Source organism: Amycolatopsis sp. NPDC003861, from assembly GCF_053605405.1.
This window is the reverse complement of record NZ_JBSGJD010000241.1, coordinates 1-14,699: the sequence shown is the minus strand read 5'-3', so window position 1 is coordinate 14,699 and position 14,699 is coordinate 1. Positions and strand designations below refer to the sequence as shown.

The 14,699-nt window shown below is 72.0% G+C and carries 15 protein-coding genes and 1 pseudogene; 12 read left to right on the top strand and 4 right to left on the bottom strand.

Features of this window, described 5'->3' with window-relative positions; all coding sequences use genetic code 11:
* Positions 1-54: 54 nt before the first annotated feature.
* The gene (locus ACWEVN_RS38900) at positions 55-741 is read right to left on the bottom strand and encodes a class I SAM-dependent methyltransferase (RefSeq protein ID WP_452054605.1); all 687 of its coding nucleotides are present in this window, start codon (positions 739-741) and stop codon (positions 55-57) included.
* Complete coding sequence (locus tag ACWEVN_RS38895) at positions 720-1,226, bottom strand: DUF2505 domain-containing protein (RefSeq protein WP_449686771.1); 507 nt, start codon at positions 1,224-1,226, stop codon at positions 720-722. Before ACWEVN_RS38895 ends, ACWEVN_RS38900 begins: the two co-directional genes overlap by 22 nt.
* Before the next feature lie 24 nt (positions 1,227-1,250).
* On the opposite strand from ACWEVN_RS38895, the gene ACWEVN_RS38890 reads away from it, so the two are divergent.
* The 7 genes from ACWEVN_RS38890 (at position 1,251) to ACWEVN_RS38860 (ending at position 8,423) form a co-directional block, all read left to right on the top strand.
* Positions 1,251-2,303, top strand: coding sequence for a UDP-N-acetylmuramate dehydrogenase (locus tag ACWEVN_RS38890; protein WP_452054604.1), 1,053 nt, complete (start codon positions 1,251-1,253; stop codon positions 2,301-2,303).
* Positions 2,304-2,463: 160 nt separating this feature from the next.
* Positions 2,464-3,642, top strand: coding sequence for a L,D-transpeptidase (locus ACWEVN_RS38885; protein WP_452054603.1), 1,179 nt, complete (start codon positions 2,464-2,466; stop codon positions 3,640-3,642).
* Positions 3,643-3,645: 3 nt separating this feature from the next.
* Complete coding sequence (locus ACWEVN_RS38880; RefSeq protein WP_452054602.1) at positions 3,646-4,461, top strand: alpha/beta fold hydrolase; 816 nt, start codon at positions 3,646-3,648, stop codon at positions 4,459-4,461.
* An 18-nt stretch (positions 4,462-4,479) separates the two neighbouring features.
* Entirely contained in the window at positions 4,480-5,784 is a 1,305-nt protein-coding gene (gene mshA / locus ACWEVN_RS38875) for a D-inositol-3-phosphate glycosyltransferase (RefSeq protein WP_449686767.1), read from the top strand.
* The gene (locus tag ACWEVN_RS38870; protein WP_310967936.1) at positions 5,781-6,293 is read left to right on the top strand and encodes a type III secretion system chaperone family protein; all 513 of its coding nucleotides are present in this window, start codon (positions 5,781-5,783) and stop codon (positions 6,291-6,293) included. The genes mshA and ACWEVN_RS38870 overlap by 4 nt, the downstream gene beginning before the upstream one ends.
* 71 nt (positions 6,294-6,364) lie before the next feature.
* Positions 6,365-7,240 (top strand): DUF4349 domain-containing protein, encoded by an 876-nt coding sequence (locus ACWEVN_RS38865; RefSeq protein WP_449686766.1) that lies wholly within the window; start codon positions 6,365-6,367, stop codon positions 7,238-7,240.
* 433 nt (positions 7,241-7,673) lie between these two features.
* Complete coding sequence (locus ACWEVN_RS38860) at positions 7,674-8,423, top strand: phosphoglyceromutase (RefSeq protein WP_452054601.1); 750 nt, start codon at positions 7,674-7,676, stop codon at positions 8,421-8,423.
* Between the two features lie 4 nt (positions 8,424-8,427).
* On the opposite strand, the gene ACWEVN_RS38855 is transcribed toward ACWEVN_RS38860, so the two are convergent.
* The gene (locus ACWEVN_RS38855) at positions 8,428-9,303 is read right to left on the bottom strand and encodes a hypothetical protein (protein ID WP_452054600.1); all 876 of its coding nucleotides are present in this window, start codon (positions 9,301-9,303) and stop codon (positions 8,428-8,430) included.
* Complete coding sequence (locus ACWEVN_RS38850; RefSeq protein WP_449686763.1) at positions 9,300-9,938, bottom strand: DNA-binding response regulator; 639 nt, start codon at positions 9,936-9,938, stop codon at positions 9,300-9,302. Before ACWEVN_RS38850 ends, ACWEVN_RS38855 begins: the two co-directional genes overlap by 4 nt.
* Before the next feature lie 67 nt (positions 9,939-10,005).
* On the opposite strand from ACWEVN_RS38850, the gene ACWEVN_RS38845 reads away from it, so the two are divergent.
* From ACWEVN_RS38845 to ACWEVN_RS38825, 5 genes and pseudogenes are all read left to right on the top strand, one after another.
* Positions 10,006-10,866 (top strand): aldo/keto reductase, encoded by an 861-nt coding sequence (locus ACWEVN_RS38845; protein WP_449686762.1) that lies wholly within the window; start codon positions 10,006-10,008, stop codon positions 10,864-10,866.
* Positions 10,867-11,012: 146 nt separating this feature from the next.
* A complete protein-coding gene (locus tag ACWEVN_RS38840) occupies positions 11,013-12,254 on the top strand; it encodes a sensor histidine kinase (protein ID WP_452054599.1) in 1,242 nt (413 codons plus the stop codon).
* A complete protein-coding gene (locus tag ACWEVN_RS38835) occupies positions 12,251-12,940 on the top strand; it encodes a response regulator transcription factor (protein WP_086680214.1) in 690 nt (229 codons plus the stop codon). Before ACWEVN_RS38840 ends, ACWEVN_RS38835 begins: the two co-directional genes overlap by 4 nt.
* A 112-nt stretch (positions 12,941-13,052) precedes the next feature.
* Positions 13,053-14,036: a Ppx/GppA phosphatase family protein gene (locus ACWEVN_RS38830; RefSeq protein WP_449686761.1), complete on the top strand. Its 984-nt coding sequence runs from the start codon at positions 13,053-13,055 to the stop codon at positions 14,034-14,036.
* Between the two features lie 163 nt (positions 14,037-14,199).
* Positions 14,200-14,699, top strand: a pseudogene (locus tag ACWEVN_RS38825) (hypothetical protein); the annotation flags it as partial.

Here is a 14,699-nt window from a genome sequence, read left to right as displayed (position 1 = left end):
GGCCGCGCTCAAGGAAGTCACCCTCGACGGCAAGGTCTACGGCCTGCCCGAGTTCTACGACAACCGGGTCCTGCTGGTGAACGACGCCGCCGTCGCCCAGCAGATGTCCAGCTCGGACAGCAGTGCGTGGACGCGCTCGCCGGGCACGTTCCGGTGGATCAGCGCCTTCGGCAGCCGCTCGGCGATCGTCGACGGGCGGTCCAGGCCCGCCAGCCGCATCGAGAGCGTCAGGGAGACCGGGCCGGAGCGGGCCACCAGGACCCACGTCGACAACCGGCCGATCTCGTCGCAGGTGCCCTCGACGAGGAGGCCCTCGGCGGGCATCGAATCCAGCATCAGGCCCCACGCGCCGGCGACCTCGTCCTCCGCGTACTGCCGGAGGACGTTGAACGCCCGCACGAGCACCGGCCGCGTCCCGGCCAGCTCGAACCCGCCGCGGCGGAAGTCCAGCAGCGGAGGCGACGCGGCGGGCAGCGCGGCGGCCACCCGCACCGGATCCAGCTCCAGGCCGAGCACCCGGACGTCCGGGCGGACGCGGCGCAGCCAGCGGGCCAGCTCGACCGTCGTGACCGGGGAAGCGCCGTAGCCGAGGTCGACGACCAGCGGATCGGCCGCCGAGCGCAGCAGCCGGGACGTCGACGGCGCGGCCGCGATCCAGCGGTCGACCCGGCGCAGGCGGTTCGGGTTGGTCGTGCCGCGCGTCGGCGCGCCGACCGGGCTCAGCTTGCTTGCGCGAGCCACTTCGCGGTGAATTCGGCTTCGCGCTCCAGCAGTTTCGTGACCTGCTCGGCGATCACGCTCTCCAGCTTCCCGCCGAACAACGGGATCCGGACGGTCACCTCGCCGCTGGTCCGGTGCACGGTCTTGCCGTCGCCGGCCAGCAGGGCCGTCCGCGCGCTGATCTCGCCCGGGACGCCGGAGACCTCGACCGAAGCGTTGCCCTGGCGGCCGGTGCCGTCGTTGCTGACGCGCCAGGTCTGCGTGCGGGTCACCAGCAGGTCGCCCTTGTGCAGCGTCCGCACCGCCTGGGGCAGCTTGTCCGCGCTGATGCCCTGCCGCAGCTGGTAGCGCAGGTCCGTGCCGGACACTTCGTACGCCAGCAGCGCCGCGCCGTGGCCGCCGATCTCCTCCAGGCGGGCCCGCAGCGCGTCCTCGCCGGCGACGGCCGCGTACGTGGACGCGACGTCGGCGGCGAACTCAGCGCGGTGCTCGATCCGGGATCCCATGGACCGAACAGTACCGTCAGGCGGGTGAACCCCCGTACTTCCGAACTCCCGAAGCTCGCCGCGTACACCACGCTGCGCCTCGGCGGCCCGGCGCGCCGCTTCGTCAGCGCCGTGACCAGCGAAGACCTCGTCGCGGCGGTCCGCGAGGCGGATGCGGCGGGCGAGCCGGTGCTGCTGCTCGGCGGCGGCTCCAACCTGGTGGTCGGCGACGCGGGGTTCGACGGCACGCTCGTCGAGGTGGCGAACACCGGCTGGCGCCGTGACGGTGCTCACGTGGACGTCGAAGCCGGCCAGAACTGGGACGCCTTCGTCGCGGCCCTGGTCGAGGCCGGGCTGGGCGGGCTCGAGTGCCTCTCCGGCATCCCCGGCAGCGTCGGGGCGACGCCGATCCAGAACGTCGGCGCGTACGGCTGCGAGGTCGCCGAATCGATCGTCTCGGTCGAACTTTACGACCGGGGAACGCGCGAGGTGCGCACGCTCAAGGCCGACGAGCTCGGCTTCGCCTACCGCACCAGCGTCCTCAAGGGCACGGACACCGGCGTCGTCCTCTCGGTCCGCTTCGAGGTCCGCGAAGACGGCCTGTCCGCGCCCATCCGCTACGCCGAACTGGCGCGCACGCTCGGCGTCGGGATCGGCGCCCGCGTCCCGGCCGCCGAAGCGCGCTCCGCGGTGCTCGAGCTGCGGCGCGGTAAGGGCATGGTGCTCGACCCGGCCGACCACGACACGTGGAGCGCCGGCTCGTTCTTCACCAACCCGATCGTGCCGAGCGCCGAGGCCGAAGCGGTCCTGGAGCGGATCACGGAGGTCGTCGGCGCGGACGCGCCGCAGTACCCGGCCGACGGCGGCGTGAAGCTGTCCGCGGCCTGGCTGATCGAGCGCGCCGGGTTCGCCAAGGGGTACCCCGGACCGGGGAACCGGGTTTCGCTCTCGACGAAGCACACCCTGGCGCTGACCAACCGCGGCGACGCGACGACCGAGGACCTGCTCGCCCTGGCCAGGGAGGTCCGCGACGGCGTCCACGAGCGGTTCGGCGTCCGCCTGCACCCCGAACCGCTGCTGATCAACTGCGTGATTTGAGCCGAATCGGGCAACCCGTACGTGTGTAGGACGTCTTTGTCGACAAAGACGTCCGCCACCTGATCGGTTGGTCTTTACCTTCCGGCGGGTAACGTCGGCTGGGCTACCAGCGCTAAAGGCGTGTGCCCGCTGGTCGGCGGGGGATTCCAGGAGGTTTTCGGTGATCGAACGGCGTACGGTCTTCAAGGCTGCTCTGGCGGCTGGAGCCGCACTGGTCGCCGCCGCGTGTTCGAGCGAGAACGGCGGCAACGCGCTGCCCACCGGCGCGGCCGGTGCCGACGGCGAGGGCGCGAAGCCCGTGGCGAAGATCACGGCCGAGCCCGCCGCCGACGCCAAGGACGTCCCGGTGCTCAAGCCCGCCGTGCTCAAGGTCGCCGACGGCAAGCTCACCGAGTGCAAGCTGACCGCCGACGGCGGCAAGGCCGTCAAGGGCGACCTCGCGCCGGACGGCCTCACCTGGACCAGCTCCGAGCCGCTCGGCTACGGCAAGACCTACACCTACGCCGCCAAGGCCACCGGCTCCGACGGCAAGCCGGTCGACTTCACCGGCAGCTTCACCACGATCGCCCCGGCCAAGCAGGTCCGCGCCACGCTGAACCCGGCCGACAACCAGACCGTCGGCGTGGCCATGCCGATCAGCGTGAAGTTCGCGTCGCCGGTCAAGGACCGCAAGGCGGTCGAGAAGGCCCTGTCCGTGAAGACGGACAAGGGCGAGGTCGAGGGCGCGTGGGGCTGGCTGTCCGACAGCCAGGTCGATTACCGGCCGAAGGAGTACTGGCCGCAGAACATCACCGTGAACGTCGAGGCGAAGTTGTACGGCGTCGAGCTGGGCGGCGGCGCGTACGGCAAGGCCGACGTCACCACGAAGTTCAAGATCGGCCGCAACCAGGTGGTCAAGGTCAACACCCCGGACCACCAGATGCGCGTCTACCGCGGCGGCTCGCAGGTCAAGAGCTACCCGTGCGCGAACGGGCTGGACGCCGAGGTCGACCGCAACACCCCGAACGGCACCTACATCATCATGAGCAAGGAACCGTCGGCGATCTTCGACAACGCCCGCTACGGCTACACGAACGTCAACAAGAAGTGGGCCTGCCGGTTCTCCAACCACGGCGAGTTCATCCACGAGAACCAGGACAACGCGGCCAACATCGGGAAGAACAACAACTCCCACGGCTGCATCAACCTGCTCGAAGCCGACGCCAAGGACTACTTCGACTCGGCGATGATCGGCGACCCGGTCGAGATCACCGGCTCGAAGCTGTCCCCGCCGATGAACTCCGACGTCAAGGACTGGAACTTCAGCTGGTCGGCCTGGCAGGGGATGGGTGCGAAGTAACCCGTGCGCACCGAAGTCGTCGGGCACGGCGGGGTCCGGCTCGGCCTGCGGGTCGAGGGCGAGGAGAACAGCCGGCCGATCGTGTTCGTGCACGGCTGGGCGCAGTCGGCCGGGTGCTGGGCCGCGCAGCTCGCCGATCCGGCCCTGACCGAGCGGTTCCGGCTGATCGCCGTGGACCTCCGGGGCCACGGCGCTTCCGACGTCCCGGCCACCGGGTACGACGACCCGGTCGCCTGGGCGGACGACCTCGCCGCGGTGCTCGACTTCGCCGGCCCGGACGCGATCGTCGTCGCCTGGTCCTACGGCGGCCTGGTGCTGGTGGACCACATCCGGGTGCACGGCACCGCACGGCTGCGCGGGCTCGTGCTCGTCGGCGCCATCACCGAGATCGGCCGCGACCGGCCCGGCGGGCGCGTCGGGCCGTTGATGCGCGAGCACATGCGGGCGATGCTTTCCGACGATCCGGACATCGCGGTCCCCGCGCTGACCGCGTTCACCCGGGCGATGGTCACCGGGCCGGTGCCCGGCGCCCAGGCGCAGGCCCTGCTCGGCGCCTCGCTCAGCGTGCCGCCTTCGGTCCGTTCCGGGCTGTTCCGCCGGGACGTCGGCAGCGAAGACGTGCTGGCCGGCATCGACAAACCGGTGCTGGTCGTGCACGGAACGGCCGACCGCGTGATCGAGCCCTCGGCGGCCGAACACGCCCTCGGGAAGATTCCGGGTGCCACCGGGCGTTGGTTCGTTGACGGAGGGCACGCGCCCTTCGCCGAGTCCGCGGCCGAGTTCGACGTGGTGCTCCGGCAGTTCGCCGAGGAATGCTGAAGCAGGAGAAGTGACCAGGTGACCAGCAACATCCGAGGGTTCCGCGCTGCGCCGCGCCGGATCGCGGTGCTGTCCGTACACACCTCGCCACTGGAACAGCCCGGGACAGGGGACGCCGGTGGGCTGAACGTCTACGTCAGCCAAACCGCGACCGAGATGGCCCGCCGCGGCGTCGAGGTCGAGGTGTTCACCCGTGCGACCGCGTCCGGCCAGCCGCCGGTGGCCGAGCTGGCGCCCGGCGTGACCGTGCGGCACGTGCAGGCGGGCCCGTTCGAGCCGCTGGGCCGCGACGAGCTGCCCGCCCAGCTGTGCGCGTTCACCTCCGGCGTGCTGCGCACCGAGGCCTTCCACGAGCCCGGCCACTACGACCTCATCCACTCGCACTACTGGCTCTCCGGCCAGGTCGGCTGGCTCGCCCGCGACCGGTGGTCCGTGCCGCTGGTGCACACCGCGCACACCCTGGCGAAGGTGAAGAACGCCGCGCTCGCCGAGGGCGACAAGCCCGAGCCGCGCACCCGCGTGATCGGCGAGGAGCAGGTGGTCGCCGAGGCCGATCGGCTGGTCGCCAACACCGCGGTCGAAGCGCGCCAGCTCATCGACCTCTACGACGCCGCGCCGGACGCGGTGCACGCCGTGCCGCCGGGCGTCGACCTCGAACGCTTCACGCCGGGCTCGAAGTCCGTCGCCCGCGCGGAGCTGGGGCTGACCGAAGACGACGTCGTGCTCGCCTTCGCCGGCCGGATCCAGCCGCTCAAGGCGCCGGACGTCCTGCTGCACGCCGCGGCCGCGATGCTGCGCCGCCGTCCCGAGCTGGCTGCGCGGCTGGTCGTGCTGATCGTCGGCGGGCCGTCGGGCACCGGGCTGGAGCAGCCGCAGGCCCTGCGCGAGCTGGCCGTTTCCCTCGGCATCGAGCGGCAGGTCCGGTTCCTGCCGCCGCAGCCGGGCGAGTCGCTCGCCCGCGTCTTCCGCGCCGCCGACGTCGTCGCGGTGCCGAGCTACAACGAGTCGTTCGGCCTGGTCGCCCTCGAGGCGCAGGCCTGCGGGACGCCGGTGGTCGCCGCCGAGGTCGGCGGGCTGCCGGTGGCGGTGCCGCACGGCGTCTCCGGGCTGCTGGTGCCCGGGCACGGCGCCGACGAGTGGGCGGACGCGCTGGCCGCCGTCGCCCTGCGCCCGGACCGGCGGGCCGAACTCGGCGCGAACGCCGTCGTGCACGCGCGCCGGTTCTCCTGGCGCCGCACGACGGACGCGCTCCTGGACATCTATGCTCAGGCCACCAGCGCCTTCTCCCGTGCGCTGGACCTGCGCGCGGAGGTGGCGGTGTGAGCCTGGACCAGCTGATCCAGTCTACTTTGGACTCTAACGAGCTGAAGTACGACAAACGCGGTCCCGGCAAGTACTTCGTCACGCTGCCCGGCACGAAGAAGCTGCAGACGAACGCGTGGCTCGTCGACGGCGACCACGCGTTTTCGGTGGAAGCCTTCGTCTGCCGCCGTCCCGATGAGTCCCATGAGGACGTTTACCGGTTCCTGTTGCAGCGCAACGCGAAGCTCTACGGCGTCCACTACACAGTGGACAGTCTCGGGGACATCTACCTGGTCGGCCGGTTCGGCAAGGAGACGATGTCCGCCGACGAGCTGGACAAGGTGCTCGGCCAGGTGCTGGAAGCGGCCGACGGCGACTTCAACACACTGCTCGAGATCGGCTTCGCGACGTCGATCAAGCGCGAGTGGGACTGGCGCGTCTCCCGCGGTGAGTCCCTGGCGAACCTCCAGGCGTTCAAGCACCTCGTCGCCCCCGAGCGGCCGCACGAACCGGGCTTGACCGAGTCGTGACCGGAGGCCGTGCAACGGCCCTGAACCGGACATCCGTCTCCTCGTCAGCCGAAACTGGAGGGAGACGCAGGATGCGGACTCGATGGAGAGCCGGGCTCGCGGCCGTGGCCGTGGCGTTCGTGCTGGCCGGCTGCTCGGCGGCCCAGGACAAGGGGATGTCCACGGCGGACAGTGCCGGATCCGGGCCGGTCCCGGCGGCACCGCAGCAGGGCAGCGGCAAGACCGGGGCGGAAAAGGTGACGCCGCCGCAGCCGGGCGCCACCGAACGCAAGCTTTCGCGCAGCGCCCGGCTGGAACTGACCGCCACCAAGGTGGTCGACGTCGTCGCGCAGGCCCGCGGCATCGCGCTGGGGGCCGGCGGCTACACCGGGCAGGAGAGCACGGGCGAAGAGCTGGCGACGCTCAGCCTCGCGGTGCCCGCGGACAAGCTGGACGGCGTGCTCGACCAGCTCGCGCACCTGGGCAGTGCCATGGTGAAGCGGGAGCTGAACACCCAGGACGTGACCGAACAGGTCGTCGACGTCGAAGCGCGGCTGGCGACGCAGCGGGCTTCGGTGGAGCGGATCCGCGCGTTGCTGGCGAAGGCGACTTCGGTGTCCGAGATCGCTTCGGTCGAGAGTGAGCTGACGAGCCGCGAAGCGACGCTCGAATCGCTCGAACAGCAGCGGAATTCGCTGGCCGGCAGCGTCGCGATGGCGACCGTGGCGATGACCATCCGCAACGTCGCCGCCCCGCCCCCGCCGTCGGAGGACCACAGCGGGTTCCTCGGCGGGCTGGCCGGCGGCTGGCACGCGTTCCTCGTCTTCGGCGGTGGCCTGCTGACCGTGCTGGGCGCGCTCGCGCCGTTCCTGCTCTTCATCGTGCCGCTGGGCTGGCTCGGCTGGTGGCTCTACCACCGCCGCCGGCCACCGGCCGCGGTGCCGGCCGCGGAGCCCGGCGAGGGCTGAGCGGAACAGGCGGGACGGCTCGAGGGAGGGGGAGTCGCGATCTCGAGCCGCCCCGCTGAAGTTCCCGCCGATCAGGACCCGGTGACGAGGGGGGTGCCAACGGGGCCGGGCGGGCCGCGGCCCGGCAGGGGGGAGACGAGCCGCGGTCAATGCCCGAATCCGGCCGGGGAGTGCGTGGAATCCAGCCGCTCGGGACGTAGTCAACCTGTCAGATCCCGCCGGGTAATCACAAGGCTACTGGCTAGCCCGTTCGAGTGAATTTACCGCTGAGCGATAACGGTCCGCAGTCCATGGCCGGATTTTTGCGCGTTGTTGGCCGACGGACTTGTCGAAGAGTGAGGTGTTACTCCGCGGTAACACACTCTGGGTAGGACGCGCGGTGCGGCGGAGGTCACCACTCGGCCGCGTGGTGCGTTCTGGCAGGCTGTTGCCCATGGCCGAGATTGGGACGTTGGTGCTGCTGCGGCACGGGCAGAGCACGTGGAACGCGGAAAACCTGTTCACCGGCTGGGTGGACGTACCGCTGTCGGAACAGGGCGAGGGCGAAGCCCGCCAGGGCGGTCAGTTGCTGGCCGGCGCCGGGCTGCTCCCGGACGTGGTGCACACCTCGCTGCTGCGCCGCGCGATCTCCACCGCGAACATCGCGCTGGACGCCGCCGACCGGCACTGGATCCCGGTGAAGCGCGACTGGCGCCTCAACGAGCGCCACTACGGCGCGCTGCAGGGCAAGGACAAGAAGCAGACCCTGAGCGAGTTCGGCGAGGAGCAGTTCATGCTCTGGCGCCGCTCGTACGACACCCCGCCGCCGGCGATCGACCCGAAGGACGAGTGGAGCCAGGCGGACGACGCCCGCTACGCGAACCTCGGCGACGCCGCGCCGCTGACCGAGTGCCTGAAGGACGTCGTCGAGCGGCTGCTGCCGTACTGGGAGTCCGCGATCGTGCCCGACCTGCGCGCGGGCAAGACGGTGCTGGTCGCCGCGCACGGCAACTCGCTGCGCGCGCTGGTCAAACACCTCGACGGCATCTCCGACGCCGACATCGCGGGCCTCAACATCCCGACCGGCATCCCGCTGCGCTACGACCTCACCGAGGACCTGCAGCCGGTGCAGCCCGGTGGCGAGTACCTCGACCCGGAAGCCGCCAAGGAAGCCGCCGCCGCGGTGGCGAACCAGGGTCGCTGAGCGTTCAGGCCACGGTGACCGGCCGCACGCCGGTCACCTTCCAGCTCGCCCCTTCGCGGACGACGTCGAGTTCGGCCGGGAAGGGGCGGCTGGTCACCTGGCCGGTCGCGGCGGTGACCTGCAGCGTCGTGAAGAACAACACGATCGCCCGCCCGCCGGTGATGGCGACCACCCCGGCCATCGGTTCGGGACCGAGCGCCACCTTCGTGCCGCTGGCGCGGATGGCCTCGACGTAGGACGCCTTCTTCGCGCGGTAGTCGTCGAGGAAAGGCCCGGCGGTGACCGCTTCCGCCCGCGCGTAGCTGCCTTCCGGATCGGCGCTGTCGGTCGTGAACAGCGCGCCCGCCGCCACCCGGGCCCCCGCCAGCGCCGAATCGCGCAGCCCGCCCGTGCTGCCGTCGTCCGGCTGCGGTGCGGGCGCCGGCTGGGCGGGGTTCACCGCGATGTCGGAGAGCCGCCAGCGCCCGCCGTCCCGGATCGCGGTGAAGGCGACCGCGGCGAGGCCCTTCGAGGTGCCGTTGTCCTGCTGGAGCACGGCCAGGTCGCGGATCCGGTCGCCGGTGAACTCCAGCGCCGCCGCCTGCCGCACCCGGGTGACCAGGTGCACCGGCTGCGGGCTCTTCCTGACCTGCTCGAACAACGCGGTGAGCTGGGTCTTCGCCGGCCCGGTGACGTGCTCGGCGACGGCCTGGTCGAACCCCGCCGGGTTCCCGGAGTCGTAGCTGAACACCGCTTCGGCGGCCGCCTTCACCGCGTCGAGGGCGGTGCCGGTCCGCTGGGCATCGACCAGGGCGAGGTTGGCGCCGACCGGCACGGCCGTGCCGGTGACCGTGCACGCGGACGCCAGCAGGACCGCCAGCGCCGGCAGCGCTCGCCTCACAGCAGTCCGGCTTCGCGGGCCCGGGCCCCGGCCTGGAACCGCGACGACGCCCCGAGGAGCTCCATCAGCTCCGCCACCCGGCGCCGGTAGGTGCGCAGGCTGATGCCGAGGGCCCGGGCCGCCGTCTCGTCCTTGCAGCCCGAGGCCAGCTGCTCCAGGATTTCGCGCGCGCCCAGCTCGGTGAAGCGCGCTTGGTAGGACTCCAGGTCCGTCGCCGCGTGCCAGGCCGCCTCGAACAGCGACTGGATGCCCTGAACCAGGTCCGGGCTGCTGATCACCGTGTAGCCGCGGACCCCGCCGACGCGGTCGCCGGCCACGATGGCGATGCGGCGGTCCAGCAGGATCGTCTCGTTGATCTCGCGTTCGGTGATCCGGATGCCCGCACCGCCCGCGGCCATCCGCCGCAGGTGCTCGGCGAGCGCCGGGTCGAACAGCACGCCCGGCTGGTACACCTTGCGGATCTTCAGCCCGCGCACCGACTGCTCCCGCTCGGGGGCCACCGGGTGCGCCACCGACCACGTGTGCAGGTCGCGGGCCGCGCAGGAAATCTCCGTCGCGAGCTCGAAGAGGTGCGCCGTCCGCTCGAACAGCTCCGCTTCGCCGCGCACCATGACGACGTCAGTCACCTTCTCCACGCATTCCAGTGTGGCAGCAAACTGCCAAACCCGGTGGTCACGCGGGCACCGCCGGAAGGCTGGAGGCATGACCACGAACACCCTCCCCGCCGCCGCGGCGGGCACCTGGAAGCTCGGCTCCTTCGAAGTCAACCGCCTCGGGTTCGGCGCCATGCGCCTGATGTCCACCACGGACGGGGGCATCCGCGCCCGCGAGACGTCCCTCGCCGTGCTGCGCCGGGCCGTCGAGCTCGGCGTGAACCACTTCGACACCGCCGCCTTCTACTTCGCCGGGCCGCGCTCGGCCAACGAACTGCTCAACACCGCCCTCGCGCCCTACGACGACCTCGTCATCACCACCAAGGTCGGCCCCGGCCGCGACTTCACGGGCGAGTTCCACACCGCCCGGCCCGAGCAGCTGCGGGCCCAGGTCGAGGAAAACCTGCGGGAGCTGGGCCGGGACCACCTCGACGTCGTCAACTACCGGATCGGCCAGAGCCTCGACCGCGGCACCGGCTCCCTCGCCGACGGCTTCGGCGCGCTCGCCGAGCTGCGCGAAGCCGGGCTGATCCGCGAGCTGGGCATCTCCAACGTCGGCCCGGAGCACCTCACCGAGGCGCTGAAGATCGCGCCGGTCGTCTGCGTCCAGAACCAATACGGCCTCAGCGCCCGCCGCGAGGACGACGAGCTCGTCCGGCGGTGCGCCGAGCACGGGATCGCCTTCGTGCCGTTCTTCGCCGTCGCGAGCGGCACCGGCGAGGACACGCGGGTCGCCGAAGTCGCGCGCCGCCACGGCGTCACCCCGGCGCAGGTGCGGCTCGCGTGGACGCTCCACCGGGGACCGCACGTGCTGGCCATCCCGGGCACCGGTGACGTCGGGCACCTCGAGCAGAACGTCGCCGCGGCGGCGCTCGAGCTGACGGACGAAGACCTGGCCGCGCTCGGGTGAATTCGCCCGGAATGTCTCGCCGGGGAATCGATCGGGTGAACGCCGCCTGAAGCCCCGGCGAACATGTCCTCCCCAGGTGTCGCGGTGCTCACGACAAGGCGGACAACGCTAGGCCGAAGGGCCACTTCTCCGCTTACGATCGGCCCGTGACCACGCCTGTTTCACTCGCACTGGCCATCGGCGCACTGGTGGCCGGTGCGGTGGCCGGTTACTTCCTGGCGCGGGCGCGCACCCGCCGGGAAGAGGCCCGGCCGCCGGGCCCGACCGTCGCGGAACTCCTCGAACGGCTGGTCCGCTCCTCGAACAACGGCGTCGTCGTGCTGAACCGGTTCGGCGACATGGTCCTGCACAACCCGCGTGCCTACGAGCTGGGTCTGGTCAAGGTCAACCAGGCCGACCCGCGGGCCCGCAAGGCCGCCGAGCAGGTCGTCGAAACCGACGAACCGATGGAGATCGACCTTTCGCCACTCGAAGCGCGCGGGCGGCAGCCGGAAGCGGTGCTCGGCCAGGTCCGGCCGCTCGGCGACGGCTTCACCGTCGTCGAGGCCGTCGACCACTCCGAGGCCATCCGGCTGGAGGCCGTGCGCCGCGACTTCGTCGCCAACGTCAGCCACGAGCTCAAGACCCCGGTGGGCGCGATCGCGCTGCTCACCGAGGCCGTGCTCGACGCCGCCGAGGACGTCGAGGAGGTCCGCCGCTTCGGCGGCAAGATCCTGCGCGAGTCCACCCGCCTGGGCCAGCTCGTCACCGAGCTGATCGCGCTGTCGCGGCTGCAGGGCGCCGAACGGCTGCCCGACCTCAACGTCGTCGAGGTCGACGCGGTCGTCCGCGAATCGCTCGGCCGCACGACGCTCTCGGCGGAGTCCGCCGACATAAGCATCACCACCGACAGCCCGAGCGGCCTGCTCATCGAGGGTGACCGCACGCTGCTGGTCACCGCCCTGTCGAACCTGCTGGAGAACGCCGTCGCGTACTCGCCGGCCGGCAGCCCGGTCTCCATCAGCAGGCGGCTGGCGGACGGGATGGTCGAGATCGCGGTCACCGACCGCGGCATCGGCATCGCCGAGGACGAGCAGCAGCGTGTGTTCGAGCGCTTCTACCGCGCCGACAAGGCCCGCTCGCGCGCCACCGGCGGCACCGGCCTCGGCCTGGCGATCGTCAAGCACGTCGCGGCCAACCACGGCGGCTCGGTCGGCCTGTGGAGCCGTCCGGGCACCGGCTCGACGTTCACCCTGCGCATCCCCGCGCACGGCAGCCCCGAACCGGCCCCCGAGCCGGCCCGGGCGGCCAAGACCTCGCCGGCACCGCGGCAGGAGAAGACCCCCGAGCGCACCCCGAGGCTCGTGGTTACCGGGCAGGACAGCCCAGATCATGGAGGAAACCTGTGACCAGGGTTCTCATCGTCGAGGACGAGGAGTCGTTCGCCGACCCCCTCGCCTTCCTGCTGCGCAAGGAAGGGTTCACCGCGGCCGTCGCCGGGACCGGCCAGGCCGCGCTGGAGGAGTTCGACCGCAACGGCGCCGACATCGTGCTGCTCGACCTCATGCTGCCCGGCATGAGCGGCACCGACGTGTGCAAGCAGCTGCGCCAGCGCTCGGCCGTGCCGGTCATCATGGTGACCGCGCGCGACAGCGAAATCGACAAGGTCGTGGGCCTGGAGCTGGGCGCGGACGACTACGTGACGAAGCCGTACTCGGCGCGCGAGCTCATCGCACGGGTGCGGGCGGTGCTGCGCCGCGGCGGCGAGCCGGGCACGGACGGCGAGCTGGCCCCGCTGGTGCTCTCGGCGGGCCCGGTCCGGATGGACGTCGAGCGGCACGTGGTGACCGTGGACGGCGCCGAGGTGTCGCTGCCGCTCAAGGAGTTCGACCTGCTCGAGTACCTGCTGCGCAACGTCGGCCGGGTGCTGACCCGCGGGCAGCTGATCGACCGGGTGTGGGGCGCGGACTACGTGGGCGACACGAAGACCCTGGACGTCCACGTGAAGCGGCTGCGCTCGAAGATCGAGCCGGACCCGGGTTCGCCGCGGCACCTGGTGACGGTGCGCGGCCTGGGCTACAAGTTCGAGACGTAAGTCCTCTTCGGGCGGTTTCGTCCCGGCGGGAGGCGCGCCGGGGCGAGGCCGCACCGAGTGTTTTCGGTTACATGTTCGAGACCTCGGGCTGGGGCCGGTACCCTGGACCCCCGTGCGCCTAGGGGTACTCGACGTCGGTTCCAACACCGTCCACCTGCTCGTGGTCGACGCCCACCGTGGCGCCCACCCGACGCCGATGCATTCCGAAAAGTCCGTGCTGCGGCTGGCCGAGCGGATCACCCGCGGCGGCGAGCTCAGCAAGGCCGGTGCCGACGAGCTCTGCACCGCCGTCCAGTCCGCGAAGGAAGCCGCCGCGCGGCTCGGCTGCGAAGAGGTCATGGCCTTCGCCACCTCGGCCGTCCGCGAGGCGAAGAACTCCGCCAAGGTCCTGGCCCGGGTGGCCGAGGAGACCGGCGTCGAGCTGCAAGTCCTCTCCGGCGTCGACGAAGCCCGGCACACCTTCCTCGCCGTCCGCCGGTGGTACGGCTGGTCGGCCGGGCAGCTGCTGGTGCTCGACATCGGCGGCGGCTCCCTGGAAATCGCGATGGGCCGCGACGAGGAACCCGTGCTGGCCGAATCGCTGCCCCTGGGCGCGGGCCGCACCACGCGCACCCGCTTCAAGCACGACCCGCCGACGCGCTCCGAGCTCGTCGCGACGTCCGCGTGGCTGGACGACCAGCTCACCGACCTCACGCGCAAGGTCACCAAATGGGGTGAACCCGATCGGGTCGTGGCGACGTCGAAGACGTTCCGCTCGCTCGCCCGGCTGACCGGCGCCGCCCCCTCGGCGGCGGGCCCGCGCGTCCGACGTACGCTCACCGATACGGCATTGCGCCAGCTCCTGGCCTTCATCTCGCGGATGCCGTCGGCCGATCTCGCGCAGCTCGAGGGGGTCAGCTCGAGCCGGTCGCACCAGCTCGTGGCGGGTGCGCTCGTCGCGCAGGCCACGATGCGGGCGCTCGGGGTGCCGGAACTCGAGATCTGCCCGTGGGCTCTGCGAGAGGGTGTCATCCTGCGGCGGCTGGACCATTCGAACGGCGCGGATGAGACTGGAGCCGCCCTCGCCGGGCGCTTCGGCGCACAGGAGGACCGGTGAAAGCACGCGGCTGGACTTCCCGGACGGATAACGGGCACGGTGGAGAGGTGACGGACATGCAGAGGTCGGTGTACAGCGCGCGCGGCGCCGCCGGTGTGCCGTCGGGTTTCGCTCCGCGAGGTGCCGACAGTGGCAACACGGTGCGCGCAGGGGATCACCAGGTATGACGGACCAGACCGGAGGCGACCAGCCGCAGAAGACCGTGGCTGAGCTGCTCGCCCAGCACGGTGCCCAGGTCGACGGCGGACGCCGTCGCCGTCGGCGCGCCGCCGATGACGACGACGAACCCGCCACCCCCGAAGCCCCGCCCGGCGCGACCGGTTCGCACCGGCGGCCCGGCGTGAGCGACACCGGCCCGCAGGCGATCATCGACCGGGTGGCGTCCGAAGGCACGCCGGCCCCGCCCGCGCGCCCGGCCGGGCGCCGCCGCGCCGAGCCGCCGTCCCCGCCGCCGCCCGCGCCCCGGGCGGTCCCGCAGGACTCCCAGCCGCTGCCCCGGCCGGTGCCGCCGCCCCCGGCGCGGCCCGCCCCGGGTGGTGCCGAATCCGGCCAGTACGCCCGCCCGGTCCCGCAGGAGTCCGGCCAGTTCTCCCGGCCGCCGCAGGAGTCGGGCCAGTTCGCGCGCCCGCAGGAGTCCGCGCAGCTGCCGGTGCCGCCGCGCGC

Excerpts from the sequence above, each read along its gene's own strand:
- ACWEVN_RS38865 (WP_449686766.1), top strand. The coding sequence starts at position 6,365 with ATGCGGACTCGATGGAGAGCCGGGCTCGCGGCCGTGGCCGTGGCGTTC.
- ACWEVN_RS38895 (WP_449686771.1), bottom strand. The coding sequence starts at position 1,226 with ATGGGATCCCGGATCGAGCACCGCGCTGAGTTCGCCGCCGACGTCGCG.
- ACWEVN_RS38845 (WP_449686762.1), top strand. The coding sequence starts at position 10,006 with ATGACCACGAACACCCTCCCCGCCGCCGCGGCGGGCACCTGGAAGCTC.
- ACWEVN_RS38860 (WP_452054601.1), top strand. The coding sequence starts at position 7,674 with ATGGCCGAGATTGGGACGTTGGTGCTGCTGCGGCACGGGCAGAGCACG.